The sequence below is a fragment of the Polaribacter sp. genome (genome assembly GCF_049276715.1).
In the GTDB taxonomy this organism is placed as follows: Bacteria; Bacteroidota; Bacteroidia; order Flavobacteriales; family Flavobacteriaceae; genus Polaribacter.
In genome coordinates, this window is sequence record NZ_JBASWY010000009.1 from 70,353 (window position 1) to 92,045 (window position 21,693).

The 21,693-nt window shown below is 30.4% G+C and carries 21 protein-coding genes and 1 pseudogene; 8 read left to right on the forward strand and 14 right to left on the reverse strand.

Going from position 1 to position 21,693, the window contains the following annotated elements:
- Positions 1 to 3 precede the first annotated feature (3 nt).
- The 4 genes from WAO74_RS02480 to WAO74_RS02495 form a co-directional block, all read right to left on the reverse strand.
- Positions 4 to 1,014, reverse strand: coding sequence for a 4-hydroxyproline epimerase (locus WAO74_RS02480; RefSeq protein ID WP_422159389.1), 1,011 nt, complete (start codon positions 1,012 to 1,014; stop codon positions 4 to 6).
- Positions 1,007 to 2,596, reverse strand: coding sequence for an aldehyde dehydrogenase (NADP(+)) (locus WAO74_RS02485; RefSeq protein WP_422159568.1), 1,590 nt, complete (start codon positions 2,594 to 2,596; stop codon positions 1,007 to 1,009). Before WAO74_RS02485 ends, WAO74_RS02480 begins: the two co-directional genes overlap by 8 nt.
- A gap of 110 nt (positions 2,597 to 2,706) precedes the next feature.
- Positions 2,707 to 3,621, reverse strand: a complete 915-nt coding sequence (locus WAO74_RS02490) for a dihydrodipicolinate synthase family protein (RefSeq protein WP_422159391.1) — start codon at positions 3,619 to 3,621, stop codon at positions 2,707 to 2,709.
- Between the two features lie 20 nt (positions 3,622 to 3,641).
- Positions 3,642 to 4,010 carry an MmcQ/YjbR family DNA-binding protein gene (locus WAO74_RS02495; RefSeq protein ID WP_422159393.1) on the reverse strand — a complete coding sequence of 123 codons (369 nt, stop codon included), beginning with the start codon at positions 4,008 to 4,010 and terminating at the stop codon, positions 3,642 to 3,644.
- Positions 4,011 to 4,087: 77 nt separating this feature from the next.
- Between WAO74_RS02495 and WAO74_RS02500 the strand changes: the two genes are divergently transcribed.
- Complete coding sequence (locus WAO74_RS02500; RefSeq protein ID WP_422159395.1) at positions 4,088 to 5,068, forward strand: magnesium and cobalt transport protein CorA; 981 nt, start codon at positions 4,088 to 4,090, stop codon at positions 5,066 to 5,068.
- A gap of 38 nt (positions 5,069 to 5,106) precedes the next feature.
- Here WAO74_RS02500 and WAO74_RS02505 read toward each other — a convergent pair whose 3' ends face one another.
- From WAO74_RS02505 to WAO74_RS02530, 6 genes are all read right to left on the reverse strand, one after another.
- Positions 5,107 to 6,048, reverse strand: coding sequence for an alpha/beta fold hydrolase (locus WAO74_RS02505; protein WP_422159396.1), 942 nt, complete (start codon positions 6,046 to 6,048; stop codon positions 5,107 to 5,109).
- Positions 6,049 to 6,801, reverse strand: a complete 753-nt coding sequence (locus WAO74_RS02510) for a cyclase family protein (RefSeq protein ID WP_422159398.1) — start codon at positions 6,799 to 6,801, stop codon at positions 6,049 to 6,051. It abuts the gene before it with no gap.
- Between the two features lie 55 nt (positions 6,802 to 6,856).
- On the reverse strand, positions 6,857 to 7,990 hold the full coding sequence (hemW, locus tag WAO74_RS02515; protein WP_422159400.1) for a radical SAM family heme chaperone HemW: 1,134 nt from the start codon (positions 7,988 to 7,990) through the stop codon (positions 6,857 to 6,859).
- The gene (ruvC, locus tag WAO74_RS02520; protein ID WP_422159402.1) at positions 7,987 to 8,541 is read right to left on the reverse strand and encodes a crossover junction endodeoxyribonuclease RuvC; all 555 of its coding nucleotides are present in this window, start codon (positions 8,539 to 8,541) and stop codon (positions 7,987 to 7,989) included. The genes hemW and ruvC overlap by 4 nt, the downstream gene beginning before the upstream one ends.
- Positions 8,542 to 8,696: 155 nt before the next feature.
- Entirely contained in the window at positions 8,697 to 9,395 is a 699-nt protein-coding gene (gene mnmD / locus WAO74_RS02525) for a tRNA (5-methylaminomethyl-2-thiouridine)(34)-methyltransferase MnmD (RefSeq protein ID WP_422159404.1), read from the reverse strand.
- A gap of 94 nt (positions 9,396 to 9,489) precedes the next feature.
- The gene (locus WAO74_RS02530) at positions 9,490 to 9,999 is read right to left on the reverse strand and encodes a DUF4920 domain-containing protein (protein ID WP_422159406.1); all 510 of its coding nucleotides are present in this window, start codon (positions 9,997 to 9,999) and stop codon (positions 9,490 to 9,492) included.
- A gap of 119 nt (positions 10,000 to 10,118) precedes the next feature.
- On the opposite strand from WAO74_RS02530, the gene WAO74_RS02535 reads away from it, so the two are divergent.
- The 6 genes and pseudogenes from WAO74_RS02535 (at position 10,119) to WAO74_RS02560 (ending at position 18,139) form a co-directional block, all read left to right on the forward strand.
- Positions 10,119 to 11,174, forward strand: a complete 1,056-nt coding sequence (locus tag WAO74_RS02535; protein WP_422159407.1) for a branched-chain amino acid aminotransferase — start codon at positions 10,119 to 10,121, stop codon at positions 11,172 to 11,174.
- Between the two features lie 90 nt (positions 11,175 to 11,264).
- A complete protein-coding gene (locus WAO74_RS02540) occupies positions 11,265 to 12,218 on the forward strand; it encodes an MBL fold metallo-hydrolase (RefSeq protein WP_422159409.1) in 954 nt (317 codons plus the stop codon).
- A gap of 18 nt (positions 12,219 to 12,236) precedes the next feature.
- The gene (locus WAO74_RS02545) at positions 12,237 to 14,672 is read left to right on the forward strand and encodes a DUF4982 domain-containing protein (RefSeq protein ID WP_422159411.1); all 2,436 of its coding nucleotides are present in this window, start codon (positions 12,237 to 12,239) and stop codon (positions 14,670 to 14,672) included.
- A gap of 106 nt (positions 14,673 to 14,778) precedes the next feature.
- Positions 14,779 to 16,224, forward strand: a pseudogene (locus tag WAO74_RS02550) (RimK family protein).
- A 2-nt stretch (positions 16,225 to 16,226) separates the two neighbouring features.
- Positions 16,227 to 17,453 carry a glutamate-cysteine ligase family protein gene (locus WAO74_RS02555; protein ID WP_422159413.1) on the forward strand — a complete coding sequence of 409 codons (1,227 nt, stop codon included), beginning with the start codon at positions 16,227 to 16,229 and terminating at the stop codon, positions 17,451 to 17,453.
- The gene (locus tag WAO74_RS02560) at positions 17,450 to 18,139 is read left to right on the forward strand and encodes an N-formylglutamate amidohydrolase (RefSeq protein ID WP_422159415.1); all 690 of its coding nucleotides are present in this window, start codon (positions 17,450 to 17,452) and stop codon (positions 18,137 to 18,139) included. The genes WAO74_RS02555 and WAO74_RS02560 overlap by 4 nt, the downstream gene beginning before the upstream one ends.
- 91 nt (positions 18,140 to 18,230) lie before the next feature.
- On the opposite strand, the gene WAO74_RS02565 is transcribed toward WAO74_RS02560, so the two are convergent.
- On the reverse strand, positions 18,231 to 18,617 hold the full coding sequence (locus WAO74_RS02565) for a hypothetical protein (protein ID WP_422159417.1): 387 nt from the start codon (positions 18,615 to 18,617) through the stop codon (positions 18,231 to 18,233).
- A 137-nt stretch (positions 18,618 to 18,754) separates the two neighbouring features.
- Here WAO74_RS02565 and WAO74_RS02570 point away from each other — a divergent pair, with 137 nt between their 5' ends.
- Positions 18,755 to 18,961, forward strand: a complete 207-nt coding sequence (locus WAO74_RS02570) for a hypothetical protein (RefSeq protein ID WP_422159419.1) — start codon at positions 18,755 to 18,757, stop codon at positions 18,959 to 18,961.
- Here WAO74_RS02570 and WAO74_RS02575 read toward each other — a convergent pair.
- The 3 genes from WAO74_RS02575 to WAO74_RS02585 are packed head-to-tail and all read right to left on the reverse strand — an operon-like array spanning position 18,945 to position 21,624.
- Entirely contained in the window at positions 18,945 to 19,721 is a 777-nt protein-coding gene (locus tag WAO74_RS02575; RefSeq protein WP_422159420.1) for a hypothetical protein, read from the reverse strand. The two genes, WAO74_RS02570 and WAO74_RS02575, sit on opposite strands and share 17 nt — an antisense overlap.
- Entirely contained in the window at positions 19,721 to 20,278 is a 558-nt protein-coding gene (locus tag WAO74_RS02580) for a DNA-3-methyladenine glycosylase I (RefSeq protein WP_422159422.1), read from the reverse strand. Before WAO74_RS02580 ends, WAO74_RS02575 begins: the two co-directional genes overlap by 1 nt.
- On the reverse strand, positions 20,278 to 21,624 hold the full coding sequence (locus WAO74_RS02585) for a M24 family metallopeptidase (RefSeq protein ID WP_422159423.1): 1,347 nt from the start codon (positions 21,622 to 21,624) through the stop codon (positions 20,278 to 20,280). The genes WAO74_RS02580 and WAO74_RS02585 overlap by 1 nt, the downstream gene beginning before the upstream one ends.
- Between the last annotated feature and the right edge of the window lie 69 nt (positions 21,625 to 21,693).

Sequence of the window (21,693 nt, forward strand, 5' to 3'; positions counted from 1 at the left end):
AACTTAAATAACCGAAAATCCATAAGCATAAGGATCATCATCAGTATCAATAGTAATTGTATTTTGCCCGTAAATTTTTGCCCAGCCTTTAATGCTTGGTATAATTGCTTTTTTGTCTGCTAAAGTCGTTTCTGCTTCTACACATCCAGTAAATGTACTTCCTATAAAACTTTCGTGAATAAATTCTTGTCCAACTTGTAATTTTCCTTTCGCATAAAGTTGCGCTAATCTTGCTGATGTTCCTGTTCCACAAGGACTTCTGTCAATAGCTTTGTCACCATAAAAAACTGCATTTTTTCCGTGAGACGATTTATCTAAAGGTGTTCCTGTCCATAATACATGAGTTACATTTTTAACGCTTTCGTTTTCTGGATGTACAAACTGATTTGGATATTTTACATTAATTCTCTCTCTTACAACTTGTGAATATTGTATAATTTTTGATGCTGTAAATTCTTGAATTCCTCTAAAGTTTTTTTGAGGATCTACAATCGCATAAAAGTTTCCACCATAAGCAACATCAAATGTAATTTCGCCTAATTCTGGACAATCAACAGTTAAATTTTCGGCAGCTAAATAACTTTTAACATTCAATAGTTTTACCCATTCTACCTTCTCTTTTTTCATGGAATATTCAATTTCCACCAAACCAGCAGGTGCTTCCATTTTTATTTTTCCCGGGATTTTTGGAATGATTAATCCTTCTTCAATAGCAATTGTGATGGTTCCAATGGTTCCATGACCACACATGGGCAAACAGCCAGAAGTTTCTATAAATAAAATCGAAAAATCGTTTTCTGGATTGTGAGGTTCGTATAAAATTGAACCACTCATCATATCATGACCTCTTGGTTCAAACATCAATCCTTTGCGAATCCAATCAAATTCTTTTAAAAAATGAAGTCGTTTTTCATTCATGGTTTTACCAACCAAATTTGGACCACCGCTTTTTATCACTCTTACAGGATTTCCACAAGTGTGTGCATCAATACAAACAAAGGTATGCTTACTCATTTGTTACTTCTTTAGAACGTATACCATCAATTATTCTGAAAATATCCAAAGGGTTGTCATTTTGTAATGCTTCTGGCAACAACTCATTTGGCCAATCTTGATAACTAAAAGGACGAACCCAACGTTTTATAGAGGTGATACCAACTGCAGAAAAACGACTATCTGTTGATGCAGGATAAGGCCCACCATGAACCATAGATTCACAAACTTCTACACCTGTTGGAACTCCGTTAAAAATAATACGTCCTACCCTATTTTGCAATGCTGAAATCACTTTTGAATACTTAGAAATTTCATGATTGTCAGAAATTACTGTTCCTGTTAATTGTCCTTCTAATTTCGATATAATAACTTCTAATTCCACTTCATTTTCGCACTCAACAATCATAGAAAAAGGACCAAAAACTTCTAAATGTAGGTCTGGATTTTCTAAAAATGATTTTCCATCAACAGTAACCACAGCTTGTTGTGCGTAGTTATTTTGAACTTCGGATGAAAAGTTTGCAACAACTGAAACATTGTTTTGAGAAATTACTTTTTCTTTGTTGATTTCATAACCTTTTTTGATATTAGGATGCAACATACAAGAAGGAATTATCTTACTAATTTCTTCATATAAATTTTTGATAAAATTGGTTAATCCATCACTTTTGATGGCTAACAACAACCCTGGATTTGTGCAAAACTGACCTGTTCCTAAAGTGATAGAACCTGCATAGGTTTTTGCGATTTCTTGATTTCGGTTTTCTAAGGCTTTTGGTAAAATAACTACAGGATTGATACTGCCCATTTCTGCAAAAACAGGAATTGGTTCTTCTCTTTTAGCAGCTAAATCGTACAAAGCTCTTCCTCCTTTGATACTTCCTGTAAAACCAACTGCTTTTATTTTTGGATGTGCTACTAATTGTTGTCCAACATCAATTCCGCTTGAATTTAAGTTTGAAAAAACACCTTTTGGCATTCCTATTTTTTGTGCCGCTTTTACAATTGCTGATGACACTAATTCACCTGTTCCTGCATGCATTGGATGCGATTTTACGATTACTGGACAACCTGCAGCTAAAGCTGCAGCTGTATCTCCACCAGCTGTAGAATAGGCCAAAGGAAAATTACTTGCCCCAAAAACAACTACAGGCCCAATTGGAATTAACATTTTTCTAATATCGGATTTTGGCAAGGGTTCTCTGTTTGGCTGTGCTGTATCTATTGTAGCTTCTACCCAACAACCTTCAGCAACCAAGTTTGCAAAACTTCTAAGCTGACCAATTGTTCTGCCTCTTTCGCCTTTTGCTCTACCTTCTGGCAAACCTGTTTCTGAACAATACATATTGATTAACAAATGATCTAAAGCTAAAATTTCGTCGGCAATTGTGTTTAAAAATGCTGCTTTTTTTTGTCCAGAAATTTCTCTGAATTGTTTAAATGCTTCTGAGGCTAAATTTACAGCTTCGTTAATTTCTTCTTTAGTGGCTTCTGTGAAAACAGTTTTATTTTCTTGATTTAATTCTGGATTAAAGGTTTTAAATGTTTTGTTCCCTTTTGCAGATAATTGATTGCCTATGTAGTTTTTTCCTGTCATTATTTTACTTACTATTGGTTGGTTTGTGTTAGCGATTGAAACGACATCCTTTTTTGAGAAACGAAAAAAAGATATAGTGTAAAGCGCGACCTTTAGGGAACATCCAAAATATTTTATAAATTTTTATAATTGGGTAATGTTGGCCTGTTTTTTAAACTGCTTTCTATAATGTTGATTACCTTTTTACGCTCATCACCAAAAAGTGGCAAACGTGGTGCACGAACATTTTCTGTTCCTATTTTTGTATACACTTCTGCCAACTTAATATTTTGGACTAATTTAGGGTTAATATCTAACTCTAACAAAGGCATAAACCACCTGTAAATTTCTAATGCTTCTTTCATTTTACCTGCTTTTTGCAGCTCGTAAATAGCAACAGTTTCTGCTGGAAATGCACAAACCAAACCTGCAATCCAACCATTTGCACCTAGTAATAAACTTTCTAGAGCAACTGTATCTACACCTGTCATAATCTTTAAACGTGCACCAAATTTGTTGATAATTCTAGTAATATTTGTTGTATCTCTCGTAGATTCTTTTACAGCTTCTATGTTTTTACATTCTAACATTTCATCAAACATATCTAGTGTTATCTCAATTTTATAATCTACAGGGTTGTTGTAAATCATAATTGGTAAATCTGTGTTTTTTGCAACTGTTTTAAAATAAGTAACTGTTTCTCTATCACCAGCTTTGTATCTCATTGGTGGCAACATCATTAAACCACTTGCACCATCTTCTTGAGCTTGTTGTGCTGCATAAATAGCACCTTTTGTAGATTGTTCTGCAATATTCATTAACACAGGTATTTTACCATTTACAACCTCTAAAGTTGCTTTGGTTAATTGCCTTTTTTCTGATTCTAATAAGGTACTTGCTTCACCTAAAGTGCCTCCTAAAACAATTCCATGCACACCTGCATCTACTTGTGCTTTGATGTTGGTTTGAAACATTTTTACATCCAATGTATCATCTTCTGTAAACTTTGTGGTTACTGCTGGCATGATGCCTTCCCAATTGAATTTCATAAGTATTTATATTAAAATTGTTATAATGAGGCTAACTCATTTTGTGCTTTTTTTGTTAATCCTTTTACAACTAAATCATACGAATGATTGATAAGTTTTTTGATCAAATCATCAGAAACATCTGCAGAATTTAGAGTAACTGTATTCCAAAGTTTTTTATTCATGTGCCAACCAGGATTAATGCCTTCGAATTCTTCACGCAATTCAATTGCTTTATCTTGGTCGCATTTTAAATTGATTTTCTGTTCGCCTTTTTCCCAAGAATCCAAACCTGTTAGCGCAAACATCTTGTTCATCACTTTAAAAACAAGGGTAACATTATCAAAAGGAAAATGTTCTGTTACCCCTTTTTTAGCCATACAAAAATCTCTTAATTGCTCTATATTCATAAACTCATGCCTTAAAAGGTTATTTTAATTAAAATTTAAAAAGTATCTTTATATTTCAAATTTACAAATCTTTTTTGATGGAAAATGAGTTTTTAGAAAACACCACAGTAATTAAATATTCGAATAAAAATTACGAAAAGACTAAATTTTTATCGCTTGCTGATGTTGATTTATCTGCGGATGTAAATGGCACAAAGTGGGTAAATACTTATGGTTTGGATTATCAAGAAGATTTTAAAAATGTTATTCTTCAAAATAATTTAGATGATTTTTTGATAAAATTATTAATGGAAGAGGAACATGCCACTAAAGTAATTATTCTAGATGATTTGCTATTTGTAACCATAAAAGTTTTAAAAACCGATGATTCATTTCTCGATTCTGAACAAATGATTTTTATTGTTTCTCCTCATTTTTTATGGAGTATTCAAGAAAAACCGGGAGATTATTTTAATTGGATTCGCGAACGTATTGAAGGGCATAAAGGAATTGTTAGAAAGAAAAAAGCGGACTATTTATTGTATTTAATTATTGAGGCTATTATTGATAATTACGAAGAGACTTACTTGAAACGTGAGGAACTTAGTGATGCTATTTTAGAGGCGACAAATATAAAACCTACACCAGAATTTACAACACTTGTAGAAAATAGAAAGCAAGAATTGTATAGTTTTAAAAAGGCTACCATAAGTTTAAAAAACACCATTGTAAGACTAGAAAAGGTGGATATTAAAGGTGTAAATGTGAAATACTTTAGTGAAATTAAAGAACAAACCATTAACTTAATTTCTGATATTGACTTCGAATTACAAGATTTAGAAAGTAAAATAAATCTAATTTTTAGTATTCAAGGCCACAGATTAAATGAGGTAATGAAAACATTAACCATACTTTCTGTAATTTTTATTCCGTTAACTTTTTTAGCAGGTATTTACGGAATGAATTTCGAAAATATGCCTGAGTTAAAATCTCAGAATGGTTACTTTATTCTGCTTGGAATTATGGTTTTAGTTACGATTGCTTCTGTTTGGTATTTTAAACGTAAGAAGTGGTTTTAGTTTTTAGTTTTTAGTTTTTAGTTTTTAGTTTTTAGTTTTTAGAAACCTAAAAAATTATATAAAATAGCCAGACTTTCTATAGGACTTTCTTCCATTGGCACATGACCAGAATTTTCTATAATCACTAATTTAGAGTTTGGCAAAATACGATCCATTCGTTTTCCATTGTCTAAAGGAATCCAATTATCTTGTGCTCCCCAAATTAATAATGTGTGTGTTTGGATACTTTTTAATTTATCTAAATTTGCCTTTTCTCCCAACTTAAAGTCTGTTTTTGCTCTATCTATAAATGCTTGCCTGTTTCCCACTCTCAAAGCCATTTTATGATAACGTGTAATTAAAGAATCTGTAATTTTAGTTTCATCTGCATACACTTCTTTTATGTTTTTTTTGATAAAAAACTTCGGAGTTACATACAAAAACAAAGAACTTAAAACAGGCGTTTTTGCCATTTTAAAAACAGCAGGTTGTGGTTTGTTGGTTGGCAAACCACTTGCATCAACTAAAATTAATTTCGATACTTTTTCTGGGTATTCTGCAGTATAATTCCATGCAATATTTCCTCCTAAAGAATTTCCAGCTAAATAAAATTTATCAACTTTTATTTGAGTTAAAAATTGATTTAAGAATTGCGTGTATGCTTTTATTGAATAGTCTGCATTCTTGTTGGGACCTGTAATGCCAAATGCTGGCAAATCCATTCTAATAACTCTGTAATTTTTAGTTAGTTCTTTTGTCCAAGCATTCCAAGTGTGTAAAGAAGATGCTGTACCATGCACCAAAACGATTGGAAAACCTTCGCCTTCATCTCTATAATGCACTTGCATTCCATCAATTTCTAAAAATTTAGAGTGTTTATTTGCGTATGCTTTTTTTAAATCATCAACAGAAATATCTTGATAAATTACACCTTTTATAAGTAAAACAACAACCAATAAAATTGCATAAAAAATGTATTTTTTATTAGCGGTTTTTTTCATTTAATCTTTAATAATTTTATACAAAATTGGTTTACTAGGTGTTGCATCATTTTCGAAAGGAGCAATCATTAAATTTAGCAAATATTCACCATCTTCAACTGAATTTGGTACGTAAATAAATTCGGTAATAGTTGCATCCATTCTAATTTTACCATCTGTATTCCAAAAAGCATTGTGAGACAAGAGCCTTCCTTCATCCCTCTCCTTATCTACAGAAGGCAAATCGATTAACAAATGTTTGATTCCCTTTTCTCTTAAATAAATGGCAGCTTTTTCAGATAAATAAGTCGGATTTGTATTTGAATATTGCATACTCTTTTTATCTTCTAAATTAGGTAAGGTGCGAATAACAACTGCATCGCGTTTTTTGTTTAGTAATGCCTTTGTTAACTGTTTAACACCAATTAAAAAATCTCCATTATGAAATAAAGGAGCAATTGTAACCACTTCTGCCAAAAAAATATAATATTTTAAATTCTGATTTACAGAATGCACTTTTTCTGTAATATGACCAACACATTCTGTATGTGTAATATGCGAATGAGGATTAAAATGAATGTTGTTAAAATTAACAACTGCGCCCTCAGAAACTTTTACCTTTTCGCCATCAAATTCTTCTGGAAAAATTTTTGGACCATCTACATACCAAGCATTTACACTCTTTTTAGAGACATCAATGGGAATGGAAATATCTATAGGTTTAGATATATCTACTTCTATTTTTCTTGAATTGTATTCTATAATTGCTTTCATTTTCCCTGATCTTTTTACAATATCTATTTGTAATTTTTTCGAAATTTAATAAAAATTAAATCAAATTAAGCATAAACAAATCTGATGCCATTCCATCTGATAAAAACTTTCCTTTTTTGGTAGTTTTTAGAATTTTGTTATCAATATACAATAATTCTTGCTCTATGTATTTTTTTGATTGCATTTGTAAATATTTTACATAATTCTCTCCAAATTCTTTTTCAATTTTATCCAATGAAACTCCCCAAATTGTTCGTAAACCTGTCATTACATACTCATTATATCTATCTGTAACAGACAGGGTTTCTCTTTGAATTGGCAACTCGTTTTGGTTTATTTTTTTGATGTAAATTGCATTGTTTTGCACATTCCAACTACGTTGTTTACCATTAAAAGAATGTGCAGCAGGACCAATACCTAAATAGGATTTTCCCAACCAATAAGCAGAATTATTTTTACTAAAAAAACCTTGCTTACCAAAATTAGACAATTCGTAATGAATAAAATTAGCCTTGTGTAATTCATCTACTAAAATTATAAATTGTTCTTCTGCTTTATCATCATCTACATTTTTAATAATTCCTTTTTTAATAAAACTTTCTAAGGCTGTATCTGGCTCTACAGTTAAAGCGTAGCTGGAAATATGTGGTACTCCAAAACTTAAAGCTGTATGAATGTTTTCTAACCATTGCTCATTGGTGCAATCTGGAATTCCGTAAATTAAATCAACGGAAATATTGGTAAAATACTGACTAGCAATTTGTAAACATTTTTTAGCTTCTTCAGAATTATGAGCTCTGTTCATCAACTTTAAATCTTTTTCAAAAAAAGACTGAACACCAATGCTTAATCTATTTATTGGTGATTTCGAAAGTTCTATTATTTTCTCTTCAGATAAATCATCAGGATTTGCCTCTAATGTAATTTCTGGGTTCTCAACAACTTTAAAATTACTATAAACAGCGTATATCAATCTATTTATTTCTTTAGTTGATAAGATACTTGGAGTTCCTCCACCAAAATAAATGGTTTCTATTGTTGAATTATTAAGTTCGTCTTTTCTGATTTCTATTTCCTTTATTAAACAGTCTAATAACTCTTCTTTCTTTTTTAAAGATATTGAAAAATAAAAGTTACAATAGTAACAAGCTTGTTTACAAAATGGAATGTGAATGTAGATACCACTCATTTTTTAACTCTTTTTTCATTCTGTTTCACAAAACTAGCCCAACCAGTATAATTTTTTCCACCTACAACTTTACATGAGTTATAAAAATGACAAACTGCTGCTGCCAAACCATCTGTAGCATCTAAATTTTTTGGCAACTCTTTTAGGTTTAAAAGAGATTTTAACATGAGCGCTACTTGTTCTTTGCTGGCATTTCCATTTCCTGTAATTGCCATTTTAATTTTTTTGGGAAGGTATTCTGTGATTGGTATTTCTCTTGATAAACCAGCAGCCATTGCAACTCCTTGAGCTCTCCCTAACTTTAGCATACTTTGAACATTTTTACCAAAAAATGGAGCTTCAATAGCAATTTCATCAGGATTGTAAGTGTCTATTAACTCAATTGTGCGTTCGAAAATGAGTTTTAATTTTAGGTAATGATCATCATATTTTGTAAGTAGTAATTCATTCATTTGAATGAATTCCATTTTTTTACCCACAATTTTTATGATGCCAAAACCCATAATTGTGGTTCCAGGGTCTATCCCTAAAATTATTTTTTCTGTAGTCAATTTTATTTTGATTTATGACTTAGAATAATGCGCTTAATATGGATTCTGTCTTAAACCAAAGAAATAGAATTAGTGCCAAAAGCAATATTAAAAAAAGTCCTTTTTTTGGTTTAGATTCTTTTTGTTTTCCAAATTTTCTTTTGAATTCCATATCCTTATAGTATTACTTTAGTTGCTCTTAACATTTCTCTTTTTCCTGGAGGCCCTTGCAATCTTTCTGTAGTAAAACCAACAGCCTGCATTGCTCTTCTTACACTTCCTTTTGCTGCATAGGTTACTAAAACTCCATTAGCTTTTAGTGCCCTATACATTTTTTTAAAAATATTTTCAGTCCATAATTCTGGTTGATTTGTGGCTCCAAAAGCATCAAAATAAATTAGGTCGAACTGATTTTCATCATCTATATCTTCAAAGAATTGTTTTCTTTTTTTTATTGTAAACTGAGATGAAATTTGATGTTTTTCATCCCAACAAACTTGATGCATTTTATCAAATTTAGATTGATGTTTTTCTGCTTTCAACTCAGAAACATAATTTAATTTCTGAAATTCATCCTCTAAAATAGGATACGCTTCTACTCCAACATAATCAAGTTTTACTTGCTTTTTATCAGCTTCTAAAAAAGTAATAAAAGCATTTAAACCTGTACCAAAACCTATTTCTAAAATTGACATGTTTGTTCGAGTGATTTCGCTTTTTTGCGAAATTGTATCGAGAACCTTCTCAAAACCTGCTTTCATAAAAACATGATATGCTTCTTGTATTGCACCATGTTTAGAATGGTATTGCTCATTCCATTCTGGTAAATGAATGGTTGTAGAACCATCAGAAGTTATTAAAATTTCTCTTTTCACTTTAATAGATTATTGGATTTTTAGAATACCAAATTAACAGATTTTAGTATTGACTAGTCTAAAAATCGAACTATCCAAAAATCTAAAATTCTATTTACTTTTTCATTAAAACACCATTTGCTTCAAAAGTAAATTCCTTTTTTGGTTCAGTAATTAAGGCAATTTCCTCTTTTGTTTTTCCTGCATCTTCTGCATAATGCTGTAATTCTTCTACAGGAGTTAATTTTACAAATGCTTTTCCTTCTACAATTACTTCTCTGTCTTTAGAATCTAATGGCATAAAAAAACCATAATCTTTAAAACGAACCATCGTTTCAGTTTCCTTATTTAAAGGCAACTTCATCCAACAACCTTTTTTAGAACAAACTTCTTTAATTTTTGATGCAAATTTTACGTTGATGGTATCACCTACTTTCAAGGTGTTAAATTTTGCTAACATTTCTTCAGAAGACATTACTTTTTCATCTGTAATTTTATCTCCAAAAGAATCGTAACTAGCCATTACTGCTTCTGTTTCTTCATTAGTTTCTATTTCTTTTTTTTCTGATTTACATGCTGCAAATACTAAAAAAGTTACAACGCATATTTTAATTATATTTTTCATATTTTATTTATTTAACGGATTTATTACAAAAGTACTAAATTTAACAGGAAAACTGAATCTTCTTTTAAGATTCAGATAAATAAATTATGTACATTTGTAGCTCTTTAATCATCAAAAAAATGACATCAAGTATAGAAATTCATCGAGTTGAAAAGTCGAAAATAGCTTCTGTAGATTTTGATAATTTACCTTTTGGAAGCGTATATTCTGATCACATGTTATCTTGCGATTATACAAATGGCAAATGGCAAGAACCTAAAATTGAACCTTTTGCGCCAATTTCTTTAGATCCTTCTGCAAAGATTTTTCATTATGGACAATCTATTTTTGAAGGTATGAAAGCATACAAAGATGCAAGTGGAAAAATGATGCTTTTTAGACCTTTAGATAATTGGAAACGTTTAAACAAATCTGCAGAAAGATTAATGATTCCGCAAATTCCTGAAGAAATTTTTATGGAAGGTTTAAAGCAATTATTAGAAGTTGATAGCGATTGGATTCCTACAAAAGAAGGAAGCTCTTTATACATAAGACCTTTTATGTTTGCAACAGGAAATGGTTTTCATGCATCGCCTGCAAATGCTTATAAATTTTTGATTTGTACGGCTCCTTCTGGCGCTTATTTTGCTGGTAAAGTAAAAGTTTTAATTGAAGAAAAATACGCAAGAGCTGCAAATGGAGGTGTTGGTTATGCAAAAGCTGGTGGTAATTATGCAGCACAATTTTATCCAACGCAATTAGCCATAGAAAAAGGATACAACCAAGTAATTTGGACAGATGATAACTCACACCAATTTATTGAAGAAGCTGGAGCCATGAATATTTTTGTTAGAATAAATGACACATTAATTACAAGTCCAACAAGCGATCGAATTTTAGACGGAATTACTAGAAAAAGTATTTTACAAATCGCAGAAGATAATGGAATACAAACAGAAGTTCGAAAAATTTCTGTTGGCGAAGTTGTAGAAGCCGCTAAAAATGGAAGTTTAAAAGAAATGTTTGGAGCAGGAACTGCTGCAGTAATATCGCCAATTGCTGGTTTTGGTTATCAAGAAAATAATTTTGATTTACCAGAATTAGAAAATCCTTATGCGTCTAAATTGAAAAAATTAATTACAGATATTCAAACTAATAAAGCTGAAGATCCTTATGGATGGAGAGTTTTTGTTTAGTTTTAAATAGCTGAAAATCTAGATTTAAAAAGCATCAATTCATTTTGATGCTTTTTTTTTGTATTTTACATACGATTTTAATTTGTATTAATGCTTTTCTTTAAAAGACTTATTTCTTGTGTTCTTGTATTTCTATTAGTTATCGCTTGTGCAAAAGAAAAATTGGTAATAACTAATTCTAAATCAAATCAATACATTACTGTTTTAGGAATTGCACAAGATGGGGGTTATCCACATATTGGCTGTCAAAAAGAATGTTGTGCCAATTTTTATAATGGTAAAAACAAAAGAAAAAACGTTGTTTCTTTGGGTTTGGTTGATACCGAAAATAAACAAAAATGGTTGTTTGAAGCAACTCCAGACTTACATACTCAGTTAGCTGAATTAGAACAAAATCATCTTAAAACCTCCACAATTATTGATGGTGTTTTTTTAACCCACGCACATATTGGGCATTACACAGGTCTCATGTATTTTGGCAGAGAAGCTTATGGTAAAAAAGATATTCCCGTTTTTACGATGCCAAAAATGAGAGACTTTCTAACAAATAATGGACCTTGGAGTCAGTTGGTTTCTTTGCAAAACATTCAACTTAAAAAATTGCAAAACGATTCAACTATTATTTTAAATAATAAATTAAAAGTAACTCCTTTTTTAGTGCCTCACAGAGATGAGTTTTCTGAAACTGTAGGTTATAAAATTGAGGGAAGTAAAAAATTGGCATTATTTATTCCTGATATTGATAAATGGGACAAATGGAAAAAGAACATTATTGAAGAAGTTAAAAAAGTAGATTATGCATTTTTAGACGCCACTTTTTTCAATCAAAGTGAAGTAAAGAGAGCTATGACAGAAGTGCCTCATCCTTTTATTGCGGAAACAGTAAAATTATTTCTTGATGAATCTTTAGAAACCAAAAATAAAGTGATTTTTATTCATTTTAATCATACAAATCCTACTTTGCAAGAAAATAGTAAAGAACGAAAAGAAATTGAAAAACAGGGTTTTCGATTTGCAAATGAAGGAGATATTTATCAACTATAAATCTATTTTTTCAAGTATATGAAAATTCACAAAACTTCTTTCTTTGTCATCTTAGCCTCTATAATGTATTTAAATAGCAACTCTCAACAAAGAAAAGTTATTCAATTATCTGAAAATTGGACTTTTAAAAAGGGGCAAAATGAAAATGCTTCTAAAACGAATTATGACGATTCGAAATGGGAAAAAGTTTCTGTACCTCATGATTGGGCAATTTTTGGGCCTTTTGATAAAGAAATAGACAAACAAGTGGTTGCGATTACTCAGAATGGAGAGAAAACAGCAACAGAAAAAACGGGAAGAACGGGTTCCTTACCTCATATAGGAACTGCTTGGTATCGTACTAAATTTATCATAAACAAAACAGATATAAACAAACAAATTATACTACAGTTTGATGGAGCAATGAGCGAACCTGAAGTTTTTTTAAACGGAAAAAAAATTGGAGAATGGAAATATGGCTATAGTTATTTTTATTTCGATATTTCTGATGATGTTATTTCTGGAGAAAATGTTTTGGCGGTAAAATTACATAATGAAGAATTTGCTTCAAGATGGTATCCAGGAGCTGGTTTGTATAGAAAAGTAACCTTAACTTTTAAAGAAAAAGAAAACATAAATCATTGGGGAACTTTTATCACAACTCCAATTGCTACCAAAGAATTCGCAAAAGTAAATATCAAAACGCAAGTAAATATTGATGAAGGAAAATTAGTTACTACAATTTACAATCAACAAAATGAAATTGTTGCTACAAATGAAACTTCCAAAATTTTCAAAAATGAATTTGATGAGAATTTAGCATTAAAAAACCCTAATTTATGGTGTCCAGAAAATCCATATTTATATACAGCTAAAACTCAATTATTTGTAGATGCTGTTTTAAAAGATGAATTATCGACCAAATTCGGAATTAGAGAAATAAAATTTGAACCTAAAAAAGGGTTTAGTTTAAATGGAGAAATTACAAAATTTAAAGGCGTTTGTTTGCATCACGATTTAGGTCCTTTAGGAACTGCCATTAACACATCAGCATTAAAAAGACAACTCACCATTTTAAAAGAAATGGGTGTAAATGCGATTCGAAGTTCACATAATATGCCTTCTTTAGAGCAGTTAGAGTTGTGTGATGAAATGGGTTTTATGTTTCTTGCAGAAAGTTTTGACGAATGGAAAAAGCCAAAAGTTAAAAATGGTTACAATCGATTTTTTGATGATTATGCAGAAAGAGATATTGTAAATTTAGTAAGAGCCGCAAGAAATCATCCATCAATTGTACTATGGAGTTCTGGAAATGAAGTGCCAGATCAATGGGGTTCAGAAGGTGTAAAAAGAGCAAAATGGTTGCAAGATATTTTTCATAGAGAAGACCCAACAAGACCAGTAACTGTTGGTATGGATCAAGTTAAAGCAGTGATGGCCTCTGGTTTTGGAGCTATTATGGATGTCCCTGGATTAAACTACAGAGTGCATTTGTATGAAGAAGCAAATGAGCGTTTTCCTCAAGGTTTTTTATTGGGTTCAGAGACGGCTTCTACAGTAAGCTCTAGAGGGATTTATAAATTTCCTGTGGCACAAGGGGTAATGAAACAATATGACGATTTTCAGTCTTCTTCTTACGATTTAGAATATTGTAGCTGGTCTAATTTACCTGAAGATGATTTTATTTTACAAGATGATAAACCTTGGGTGATTGGTGAATTTGTTTGGACAGGTTTCGATTATTTAGGAGAACCAACCCCTTATGACGAAAAATGGCCTTCTAGAAGTTCTTATTTTGGGATGATTGATTTAGCTGGAATTCCAAAAGACCGTTTTTATTTATACAAAAGTAGATGGAACAAAGAAGAAAAAACACTCCATATTTTACCTCATTGGAATTGGCAAGGACGTGAAAAAGAAAAAACACCTGTTTTTGTTTACACTAATTATGAAAGTGCAGAATTATTTGTGAATGGAAAAAGTATGGGAATTCAAACCAAAACAACATCTGGAAATCCACAAGAAAGATATCGTTTAATGTGGATGGATGTTGTTTACGAACCTGGAACTTTAAAAGTGATTGCTTATGATAAAATTGGAAAACCTGCAGCAGAAAAAGAGATAAAAACTGCTGGTAAGCCTTATAAAATTGTTCTTAATCCTGATAGAAAAACGATAAAAGCAAATGGCGAAGACATTAGTTTTGTAACAGTTTCTGTTGTTGATAAAAACGGAATTCCTTGCCCAACAGCTACAGATCAATTAGATTTTGAAATAAAAGGTTCTGGTGCTTTTAGAGCCGTTTGTAATGGAGATGCAACTTCTTTAGAATTGTTTCATTTACCAACAATGAAATTATTTAGTGGTAAATTAGTAGTTTTAGTTCAATCAACTAAAGAACCAGGTAAAATTGAAGTCACTGTAACTGGCAAAAATTTAAAAAAAAGTACGCTTAGTTTGGTATCAGAAAAGTAAGTTTTTTTTACAAAAAATATAATATAATTTTAAAATTGAATCTGTTGTTTGCAATCAAAAATTGTATAATTTTACAATAAAAATAAGCAATTGCATTGCACATAAAATGAATAAATACATTATTGTAAATCAAGTTGAAAAATGGAATTTTTCGATCGAAAATATCCAAGTAATTTCATCTCAAGCATATTTAACTAATCCTAAATATTCCTTTTTAAAATAAGCTAGAATCTTTAATTTATGCAAAGATTATAGCTATCAATCCAAAGGATATTATGTTTCTCTGTTGGCAGAAGCTAGAGGACATTTAGCAATACCTACAGTGAAAAATATTGTAGATTTAAAAGCATTAAAACTAGTTAGAATTGTTTCTGAAGAATTTGAAGATGTGATTCAAAATAGCTTGAAAAACATAAAATCGCAAGACTTTACTTTAAGCATTTATTTTGGACAAAATGTAGCACAGAAATACAAAGAATTAAGCGCTCTTTTTTATAAGCATTTTCAAGTGCCTTTATTAAGAGTTACTTTTAAGCATACCACAAAATGGAACATACAAAGTATTAGAGCCATTGCAGAATCCGAAATTCCTAAAGAACATTTTGATAGTGTTAACGAATTTGCAAATCAATATTTTGCTAAAAAAAGATACGACACTCCAAAATTAACTGCTTCAGATTTTGATTTGGCAATTTTAGTAAACCCTAATGACCCTGCACCTCCAAGCAACCAAAAAGCATTAAAAAGGTTGATTGAAGTAGCCGAAAAAATGAATATTTATGCAGAAATTATAGAACCAAAAGATTTAAGCAGATTAACTTCTTTTGATGCTTTATTTATAAGACAAAGCACAGAAGTTAATAATGAAGCCTACGAATTTGCTAGAAAAGCACAGCAAGAAAGTATAGCATTAATCGATTATCCAGATGCTATATTAAAATGTTGCAACAAAGTTTATATGGCTGAAGCCTTAAACAATGCCAATATTGCTACCCCAAAAACAATTATTGTTCACAAAGAAAATAGAAATTCTGTTATTGACCAAGTTGGTTTACCATGTGTTTTAAAAGCACCAGATTCTACCTTTTCTTTTGGTGTAAAAAAAGCAAAAACCCAAGAAGAATATGACACTTTGGTGGATGATATGTTAAAGGAATCAGATTTAATAATTGCGCAAGAATTTTGTCCATCAGATTACGATTGGCGAATTGGAATTATAGATGATGTTCCTTTTTTTGCATGCAAATATTACATGGCCAAAGGTCATTGGCAAATTTATAATTGGAAAGCAAAAAAGAAAGACGACCAAGATGGTAATGCAGATTGTTTACCTATAGACAAAGTGCCTAAAAAGGTAATTAATATGGCATTAAAATCTGCCAAATTAATGGGCAAAGGTTTGTATGGAATAGACATTAAAGTAGTTGATAAAAAACCAATGGTTATAGAAATTAACGACAATCCAAACATCGATTTTGGTGTAGAAGATGCATTTTATGGTGATGCCATTTACACACAAATATTAAACGCTTTTAAACAAAGATTAGAGTAATTATGGGCAAAAAATATCACTTATTTGAAGTTTATGGCATTGAGTTAGAATACATGTTGGTTAAAAAATCAACATTAAAAGTTATGCCAATTGTTGATGAACTATTGACTAAAAAAAATGGTTCTTTAACTTCTGATATTGAAAATGGAGCCATTGCCTGGAGTAATGAATTGGTGGCACATGTGGTTGAACTAAAAACAAATGGACCCACTTCTGATTTAGAGAATTTAGCTTCAAATTTTCATCAAAATGTATTAGAAATTAATGGCTTATTAGATGGTTTTGATGCTCAATTATTGCCAACAGCAAGTCATCCTTTAATGAATCCGAATACAGATACACAACTTTGGAAACACAGTTACAGTGAGGTGTATGAGTTGTATAACAGGATTTTTAATTGCAAAGGACATGGATGGAGTAATGTACAAAGTACTCATATAAATCTTCCTTTTTTTAATGATGAAGAGTTTGAAAAACTACATGCTGCCATTCGTATTTTATTGCCTTTAATTCCTGGCTTGTGTGCAAGCTCTCCAATTTTAGAAGGCAAAAAAACAGGTTTTAAAGACACACGTTTAGAATATTATAAAAACAATCAAAAAGAAATTCCAGAAATGACAGGTTTGGTAATTCCTGAAAATGTTTTTACCAAAAAAGAGTATTATAAAACTGTTTTTGAACCGATTCAAAAAGCCATAAAACCTTTTGACACCAATAACATTCTAGATCATCACTTTTTAAATTCTAGAGGAGCCATTTCTCGTTTTGATAGAAATGCCATCGAAATTCGTTTGGTCGATATTCAAGAATGTCCAAAAGCAGACGTTGCTATTTGCTCATTAATTATTGAAGTTTTAAAACTTTTAGTAAGCGAAAAATTAAGCAGTTTATCTGCTCAAAAAACATGGAATAAAGAACCTTTGTTTGTCATTTTAAATAGTGCTATTATAAATGCAGAAAAAACGGAAATTATTAATTTAGATTATTTGCAATTATTTGGTTTAAAAGGAACTTGCAGTATACAGGATGTTTGGAAGCATTTATATAATTTGGTAAAATCGAACATTCATAAACAGTATCAAGAAGCTTTAGAAATTATTTTAAAAGAAGGAACTTTGGCAACTCGAATTGAGAATGCTTTGCCAATAGATTTTACTGAAAAAGATTTGTTAGAAGCCTATCAAAAATTAGCAAATTGTTTGCAAAATAACGAACTTTTTACAAAGTGAAACTAATACTCACCTGTGAACATGGAGGAAATGAAATTCCAAAAAAATATGGTTCCTATTTTAAGAGTCATCAAGTTGTTTTAGATACACATCGTGGTTTCGATTTAGGTGCTTTAGATGTTTTTAATTATTTAAAACCTTTGGCAAATTTCGAACATTCTAGTACTATTAGCAGGTTGTTAATAGAACTGAATCGTTCTTTACATCATCCAAATTTATTTTCAGAATTTACAAAGAAGCTTTCTTTATCAGAAAAAAATGAGTTGATTTCTACTCACTATTTACCTTACAGAAATACAGTTGAAAACGAAATTAGAAAGTATATCAACCAAAATGAGTTGGTCATTCATCTTTCTATACATTCGTTTACACCCATTTTAAATAATGTTGAAAGAAATTGTGATATTGGTTTGTTGTATGATTCTAGATTGCCTCAAGAAAAGCAAATTGCAACTGTTTTAAAAGATGATATTTTATCTAAAAATAATGATTTAATAGTTCGTTACAACTATCCTTATTTAGGAAAAGCAGATGGTTTTACGAGTTATCTACGAACAAAATTTGCAGAAAATTATGTTGGTATTGAGGTTGAAATCAATCAAAAATATGCAGAAAAGAATTCCATGCAAAGTGATTTAAAAACGGTTTTGTTTGATATTTTTTCTGAATTGTTTAGAGAAAAGTAATTTGGTTTGTTTGTGAATTTAAAAACGCTAACTTCGTTAACGTCTGAATATAATACATTAAAGCGATTTTAAATCACGAAATCCCAAAAATTTACTTATCCAAAATCTCTGCAATATTAGGTCTAAAATAATTGGGTCCTTTTAAAACCTTACCATCTTCTCTGTAAATGGGTTTGCCATCTTCATCTAATTTACTCATGTTAGAACGTTGAATTTCATTAAAAACCTCTTCTATTTTGTCTTGCATTCCATGCTCTATAATGGTGCCACAAAGTATGTATAGCATATCTCCTAAAGCATCTGCAACTTCTACCAAATCGTTATTTTTTGCAGCTTCTAAATACTCTTCATTTTCTTCTTTCATCAACTCAAAACGTAGTTGTTTTCTATCCTCAGAAATATTTACAGTAGGTTGGTTTTGAATATTTAATTTGAATGCTGTGTGAAACGCATGTACTGCTGCTATTTTATTTTTCATTGTATTGTTTTTCTTCTTTTTAGAGATGTCTTTCTTACTTTTATTCGTAATTTTGCAAGCAACAATATATAGAAAATTTAGGTTCTGTAATAGCTATCTAAATTCGAATAATTCAAAACTTATAAAGAATTTATAACATGTTTTTAAGTGCATTTTTTTCTACTGGTAGAATTATTTTTATCATATTTTTTGTGATAGCTTTTGGTACTTTAATAGTTTGGAGCTATAAAAAAGACATTAAAAATCATGAGAGATATTACAAAAACGCAGGTAAAAAAGTAGCAATTTATGGTGGCTTAATTATCGCCATTTTTATAGCTATTCGTTTTATTTTTGGGAATTAACTTCTTTAGATTTTCTAATATTTTTCAACCTTCTCCAAGCAATTTTATGCCTTTGGGTATATAGCACAAAGCAACCAACATCTAGTAAAAAGTAAAACAAACTAATACCACTAGGTGGATTGTTACTTGGTAAAAATTCGAAAACTCCAAAAGCGATACTTGGCCATTTCCAACAACCAAAAGCGGTGCCTCCAATTTCTAAAATGGCAACTAAAATATACATAGAGTAAAAAAACAATCTATCTTTTGGTCTTTTTAACAGAAGTAAAAAAACACAAATTGTCATTACAAAACCAAAAACATCCGTAAAAAAAACAAGATAAATAGTTGCAAAAATTGCTATTGTAAATGCAAATAATTGCTCAATGGCTTTGTGATGTTTTCTTACAATTGACGCTTTGCTAAACATAAAAATTCTACCATACAAAGCTGCATGTCCTATTGGTACATAAAAAGGCACATTTTCTAATCTATAGGTATACATTCCTAAAATCCTTGAGAATAGATACTCTCCAAAAAAACCTATAATTACAGCATAAATCATTAATTCTTTGACTCTTGGTGCAGATCTAAAGTACAACCCTAAAAAACCTACTAACATTAAAATGTTAATTACAACCTGAGAGTTTAAAACATTACTTACAAACCATTTACTATCAAAAAAAAGCACAAAAACGAAAAGAATAAATAATCCTATTTTTCTATTAAAAATAGATATTATCTGTTTTAAATCTTTTTTAAGAACTTGTAAAATGAGCATTAATTTGGGTATTTAAAACAATTGGTTGTGTGATCATTTGCCATTCCAACTGCTTGCATAAAAGCATACATAACTGTTGAGCCTGTAAATTTAAATCCTCGTTTTTTTAAATCTTTAGATAATTTATCTGAAATGTCGGTTGTAGCTGGTACGTCTTCTTTTTTATGAAAGGTATTTATTATGGGTTTTCCATCTACATAACTCCAAATAAATTTGGAAAAAGAACCAAATTCTTTTTGAATATCCATAAATAATTGAGCGTTTGAAATAGCGCTTCTTATCTTTAATTTATTTCTGATAATTCCTGCATCTTGCATTAAATCATTGAATTTACTTTCTGGATATTTTGCTATTTTTTTGTAATCAAAATTATCGAAAGCTTTTCTAAAATTTTCTCTTTTATTCAAAATAGTAATCCAACTTACTCCAGCTTGAAAGGTTTCTAAAACTAGAAACTCAAACAAAGTTTCATCATCATAAACTGGATTTCCCCATTCAAAATCATGATACTCTTGATACAATTTACTGTCTGTTACCCAAAAACATCGATGTTTCATTAATGTGTTTTTATAGGCTTAATAGCTGTTTGCCTTTCATTTACATATTCGAAAGTATCATCACCAAAAAAACCAGCTTCTTCTAACATAATTCTGATGTCTTTATTCCACTCTTTTATAAAAACAGTCGTATTCAATTCAATTGCATAAGCAGTATTTTTCTGTAAAGGATAATCGCCATTAAAAGGAACTCCATTTTGGGAATCCCACATGCCAATTGTGGTTCCTGCACTGTGCCCATATTTTCCTAAAGGATGTGTGTAAATTGATGGACGCAAACCTTCATTTTTACCTTGAGATAAAGATGCTGCTAAAATTTCGTTTCCAGTGAAGCCAGATTTCATATTGCTTGTTAAGATGTCTTGCACTCTATTTCCTTTTTGAAAAGCATCTTTTAAGAAATCTGGAACATCAGTTTCATCATCTTTTAAAACATAAGCATGTTGCTGACAATCTGTATTTAAGCCAATATATGTAATGCCAAAATCGCAATGTAATAAATCTCCTTTTTGGATAATTTGCTCTTCTTTGCTTTTAGAAAAAGATTCGATATGAGATTTTAAAGCTTCGTTATTTCTCTGAACATCTATAGTTGGATGAAACCAAGTTTCTAAACCTAAATCTGTTACTTTTTGGCGCAGAAACCAAACCAAATCTTCTGTAGTTGTTAAGCCTGGAATTATTGTTTTATCAGAAAAAGCTTCATCAATAATATTGTGTGTAATTTTTACTAAATCTCTAAATAATTGAAGTTCGATTTCGGTTCTAGTTTCTATCCAAGCAATTCCTAGTTTTTCTGCAGATACTAATTTTGAACTTAATTCTTCTGGTAAATTTTCGGTTAATTCATCATAATCCGTTTTTACCAAACCATCTGCCAAAGCAAAATGTGTGGATGTATTTATGCCTATTTTCTGTGGATTTCTTTCTTTTATAATTTCTGCCAAAGCTTTCCATTGATTGGGTTCATTTTCTTTATCCCAAGCAGATTGTATACTTTTTCCAATATCATATCTTGCGACTGCCAATCTTTCTAAGGTATTTTTTTCTTTATTTCTGTAAAAAACAATAATGGTTCTTCTTCTTGCATTTAACCAAGTTGCAGGCAACATGGTTTTTAAAATAGGGTCTTCATTGTATTCTCTAGAAATTAATAGCCACATATCTATATTAGCTTTGTCCATTAATTCTGGAAGTAAATTTGTAAATCTGTCTTCTAAAATTTTATCCTTTAAAATGGCTCTATCTTTTTCTTTTAAAATTGAATAGACTGTTTTTTCTTCTTCTTTTTGATTGCAAGAAAGTGAAAAACAAATTATTAAAAGTGCTATTATTTTATATCTCATTTATAAACCTTTAAGGTTTTAAAATTAATATTAAAGAATTAAAAAACGCTATATTTTGGAATAATTTTT